This window comes from Photobacterium sp. OFAV2-7 (assembly GCF_022347985.1).
Lineage (GTDB): Bacteria > Pseudomonadota > Gammaproteobacteria > Enterobacterales > Vibrionaceae > Photobacterium.
On record NZ_JAKRFQ010000430.1, the window covers coordinates 1 to 4,237 of the forward strand.

Sequence of the window (4,237 nt, forward strand, 5' to 3'; positions counted from 1 at the left end):
ATCTCTGCAAAGGCTTAATTTGCGCGCCCTATCCATCCGCACTCACTCGAGAGATGGAATTGATCTTGATGCACTTGAAAAGGCGTTGCAGTCCCACCCTGTAAAAGCTTGTTGGTTGATGACAAATCATCAAAACCCTTTGGGCTGTACTTTGTCGAATGAGAAGAAGAAGCGGTTAATTGAGCTGCTGACAGAATACAATGTCTACCTGATTGAAGATGATGTATATAGTGAACTGTATTATGGGGCTGACAAACCATTACCAGCAAAGGCGTTTGATCAGCAAGGCCTGACGATGCATTGCTCATCTTTTTCTAAAACTCTGGTGGCGGGTTTTCGGATTGGCTGGGTAGCAGCAGGAAAAATGGCACTGCCTATCCAAAAACTCCAATTGATGAGCACATTATCTGCCAGTGCACCTATTCAGCTGGCTCTTGCGAAATATCTGTCTACTCGCAATTACGAAAGCCATTTACGTCAATTGCGAAGGAAGCTTGAACAGCGCAAATTTGCAACTTGGCAGATGCTAAGTTCTTACTTTCCTTCAGATGTAAACGTAAATTACTCCGAAGGTGGCTATTTTTTATGGGTTGAGTTACCGGAACATCTCGATGCAACAGAGCTGTACCAACATGCCTTAAAAGAGAACATCAGTATTGCCCCAGGAAAAATGTTCTCCGTGAGTAATCAGTTTAATAACTGTTTTCGATTAAATTCATCATTTGAGTGCTCAGGCTCAGAGGAAAGAGCAATAAAACGGTTGGCCGAGTTAATCCAAAACATGATGGCGTGATATAGGCTGGAAACTACCAGACATAGTTGAGGATGTTCATAACTCATCTCTGGCTCAAGAAAAACTGAACAGGAAACCTGTTCATGGATACGAAGGTGCTTTAGATCTGTTGGACAATGGTATTACTGAAGTTATCCCTGTTTGATCTTGGTATGGTAAGCTGCTGTATAAAAAATTTTAGTTTGGCAAGTGAGACATTATGGAAATTTGGAAGTTGCTGCTCTTTATACCTGCGTGTTTTGCACTCAACATGACACCAGGGCCTAATAACCTTTTATCTATGAATAATGCAAGATGCTATGGATTTAAATCCGCTTTTATAGCTGGACTAGGCCGAATCACTGCATTTTCAGGAATGATTGCTCTCGCAGCTTCTGGGCTAGCAGTCGTATTATATACATCGGAGACACTGTTCTTTCTTATTAAACTGACAGGTGCAATTTACTTGCTCTGGATAGCCTTTAATCTCTGGCGCTCAGAAGCTAGCCCTGTAGCAGATATCAAGCGAAACAAAAGTCTTCCTGGGTTAGCAAGGCAAGAATTTGCACTGGCGGCAGGCAACCCAAAAGCTATCCTAATTTTCACAGCCTTTTTGCCCCAGTTTGTAGACGTTAAAGCTAACGTAGACGCGCAGTTTTTTGTGTTGGGTGGTACATTTCTCCTATTAGAAATGCTGGCAATATCAATCTACGCGATCTTTGGCTTATACCTAAGACATTGGTTTTCGAAACCCAAAATGGCAAAGCGTTTTAACAAGGGTTGCTCATTATTTTTAGCCTTTTCTGGTGCTAACTTGCTGTTTATTCGCCAATAGGTTCAACCTATCAAATTGATAAGTCTAAACGATTATATCTATTGGCATGAACACTCCATACTAATTCAATCAAAGAGAAACAATGATTCGAAAAACATGGGGTACCGCTATGACTGTAGAAAAATTAAGAGATAGCCTAACACATGCTCGCGCCAACTATTGGATACTGACTGTTGTTTGTGGCGCTATATTAGCTTTGTTTTTAAATGAGCTAAATCAGGACGTAAACCCAAGCTATATAATGACATACTCTATCTCGCTTGCTGTTGGGTATTACCTATCATCGGAGCTTAAAAAAACGATAAGAACAATTAAGCTTGAACTAGATAACCTTATCTTATAAGGGTTGATTAATGCTACAGCATAAACACCCAACAACAATACAAGTATTTTTGCGATTAATAGTCCAATGACTTGAATTAGTGTAAAGTACACGTTTTATTGACTATCAACATTAAAATCATGAGTGATATTTTTAAGACACTACTAAACCTGCGTTCTCTACGCGCCGCTGCACGAGACGAATTCACGCTAGAGCAACTTAAAGAAGCCCTTGAGAAACTACAAACTGTGGTTACTGAGCGTGAAGAAGCTGAAGCAGAATCTCGCCAGGCCGATAAAGAAAAAGAAGAAAAATTAAAAGCATACCGCGATATGTTGATCGCAGACGGCATCGATCCAGAAGAGTTGCTAGCGACACTGGCCGACGCACCTAAAAAAGCAAAGCGTGCGCCTCGTCCTGCTAAGTATAAATTCACCGTTGATGGTGAAGAGCGCACCTGGACAGGCCAAGGTCGTATGCCTTCACCTCTGAAGGAAGCTATTGAAAGTGAAGGAAAATCACTAGATGATTTTCTGATCTAATCGTAAAGCCCCGATTCACGGGGCTTTCACTTATACCCACTCTTTGCACGACTTATCTGCCCCAATAAAATATATTACTTCTTCCCATAACACATCCATATACCTTGAAATCTTCTATACCCAATAAAAGATTCAGAAACGGAAGCGTTCTGTTAATACCGCATTATTAGCTAATAAAGAACTATATTAATGGAGCATTGGTTCATTGATAGTTAACCATATACGTCACTTGAACAAAATCGTTGGCAAATGCAGTCGCCTTCGCTTGTTCCAGTCTGATCTCTTTTGACGTTTTGCCAAACAGCGGGATCCCTTCACCCAATAACACTGGTGCACGGGTAATGATCATTTCATTAATTAACTCAAGGTTTAGAAAGGTCTGAATAGTGGCACCACCATCGATATAGGCATGCTGATGGCCTTCGTTCTCGAGGCGTGTTACCAAAGTATCAATATCACCAGAGTACATCTCTACTCTCCCCTTCATATTGTCTGGCGCTTCTTTCAGCGTATTGCTCAGCACAATGATCCGAATATCACCATACGGCCACTGCTCGGCCGTCAGGTTCATCGCTGAAATCACTTCCATGGTAGAGCGCCCCATAATCAGACAGTCGACAGAAGCCAAATAGTCATCCCAGCCGGTATCGACCTCGACGTCAGGCTTGCCAGCCGTATGTAACCAATCAACACTGCCATCTTTTTTAGCAATAAAACCATCAACACTGGTTGCGATATATACTGAACATTTCATATTTACGCTCTTTCTGAGTATACCGAACTCACCATAGCCCTTTCTTGGCTTTAAGCTCAGTTTGAGTTACAATTATTTCTACACTGTAGAATTATTATTAGTCTAACGAGGAAATAAAATGCCTGTCAAGGAGAAAAAACGAGGCCGCCCCAAGGGCTCAGGCAGTCAGCTGAGTAAAGAAGCCATTATGGATATGGCTAAGAGTTTGATGCAGGAAGATGGGAAGATCCCCAGTATTCGTAAGCTCGCAGCAAGCCTAAGTGTTGATGCCATGGCGATTTACCATTATTTCAGCAACAAGAATGCACTCTTGGAAGCGATCACCACTTCATTAATCGAAGATATTTATGAGCCGAAGATGAGTGATAACTGGAAATCAGAACTCAATAAACTGTGCACGAGCTACTTAACACTATTAAGCCGCTATCCCGGCTTATTGGAAATCTTGCTAGGCATGGACTCACATAGCCCTGCGGAGGTGTTTATCGAGCGATTTAGTGTGGTTGTTAAGCCTTTAAACCTGAACGCCGATTCATCAAAGAATGCATTGGAACTTCTTGTCGATTACCTTCATGGTTATGCGCTTGCGTTACAGTGCAATAGCGGCCAGACAACTCTGGAAATTAGCATGATAGAAGGCCCTTTAGGGTTGTATTGTGTTGCGCTGGAAAATGCTTAAACGGAGCACTCCTAAACAGCAACGGTATTCCGGCCTGAGTTCTTTGCTTGATACAGCTTTTCATCTGCACGAGTCAAAGCCTCCTGAAAGGATTCATCGTCATCATTAATTGCAACCCCCGCACTTATCGTGATACCAAACGCAACGTGATTGTGCTTAAATTTTAATCGTGATGTTTTCCGCCTTACACGTTCAGCACAGTTGAAGGCGGCATCTTCATTCTCGAAAAAACCCACAATCACAAACTCTTCCCCTCCGAACCGAACGCAATAATCATTACTCCTTACATTGTCTACCATGACTTTCGCGGCCTTGGCTAACACCTCATCACCA

At 42.1% G+C, this 4,237-nt stretch carries 7 protein-coding genes; 5 read left to right on the top strand and 2 right to left on the bottom strand.

What is annotated here, in order from left to right:
* The 4 genes from MHN01_RS18300 to MHN01_RS18315 form a co-directional block, all read left to right on the top strand.
* On the top strand, window positions 1-793 hold a 793-nt coding region (locus MHN01_RS18300; protein WP_239412658.1), incomplete at its 5' end, for a PLP-dependent aminotransferase family protein.
* Window positions 794-992: 199 nt separating this feature from the next.
* Entirely contained in the window at window positions 993-1,607 is a 615-nt protein-coding gene (locus MHN01_RS18305; protein ID WP_239412659.1) for a LysE family translocator, read from the top strand.
* Window positions 1,608-1,689: 82 nt separating this feature from the next.
* The gene (locus MHN01_RS18310; protein ID WP_239412660.1) at window positions 1,690-1,950 is read left to right on the top strand and encodes a hypothetical protein; all 261 of its coding nucleotides are present in this window, start codon (window positions 1,690-1,692) and stop codon (window positions 1,948-1,950) included.
* A 119-nt stretch (window positions 1,951-2,069) separates the two neighbouring features.
* Window positions 2,070-2,471: an H-NS family nucleoid-associated regulatory protein gene (locus tag MHN01_RS18315; RefSeq protein WP_239412664.1), complete on the top strand. Its 402-nt coding sequence runs from the start codon at window positions 2,070-2,072 to the stop codon at window positions 2,469-2,471.
* Between the two features lie 202 nt (window positions 2,472-2,673).
* Here MHN01_RS18315 and MHN01_RS18320 read toward each other — a convergent pair whose 3' ends face one another.
* Window positions 2,674-3,225, bottom strand: a complete 552-nt coding sequence (locus MHN01_RS18320; protein ID WP_239412661.1) for a dihydrofolate reductase family protein — start codon at window positions 3,223-3,225, stop codon at window positions 2,674-2,676.
* Between the two features lie 118 nt (window positions 3,226-3,343).
* Between MHN01_RS18320 and MHN01_RS18325 the strand changes: the two genes are divergently transcribed.
* Entirely contained in the window at window positions 3,344-3,904 is a 561-nt protein-coding gene (locus tag MHN01_RS18325; protein ID WP_239412662.1) for a TetR/AcrR family transcriptional regulator, read from the top strand.
* Between the two features lie 11 nt (window positions 3,905-3,915).
* Here the strand turns inward: MHN01_RS18325 and MHN01_RS18330 are convergent.
* Window positions 3,916-4,237: GGDEF domain-containing protein (locus MHN01_RS18330; RefSeq protein WP_239412663.1), on the bottom strand; the 322-nt coding region annotated here is incomplete at its 5' end.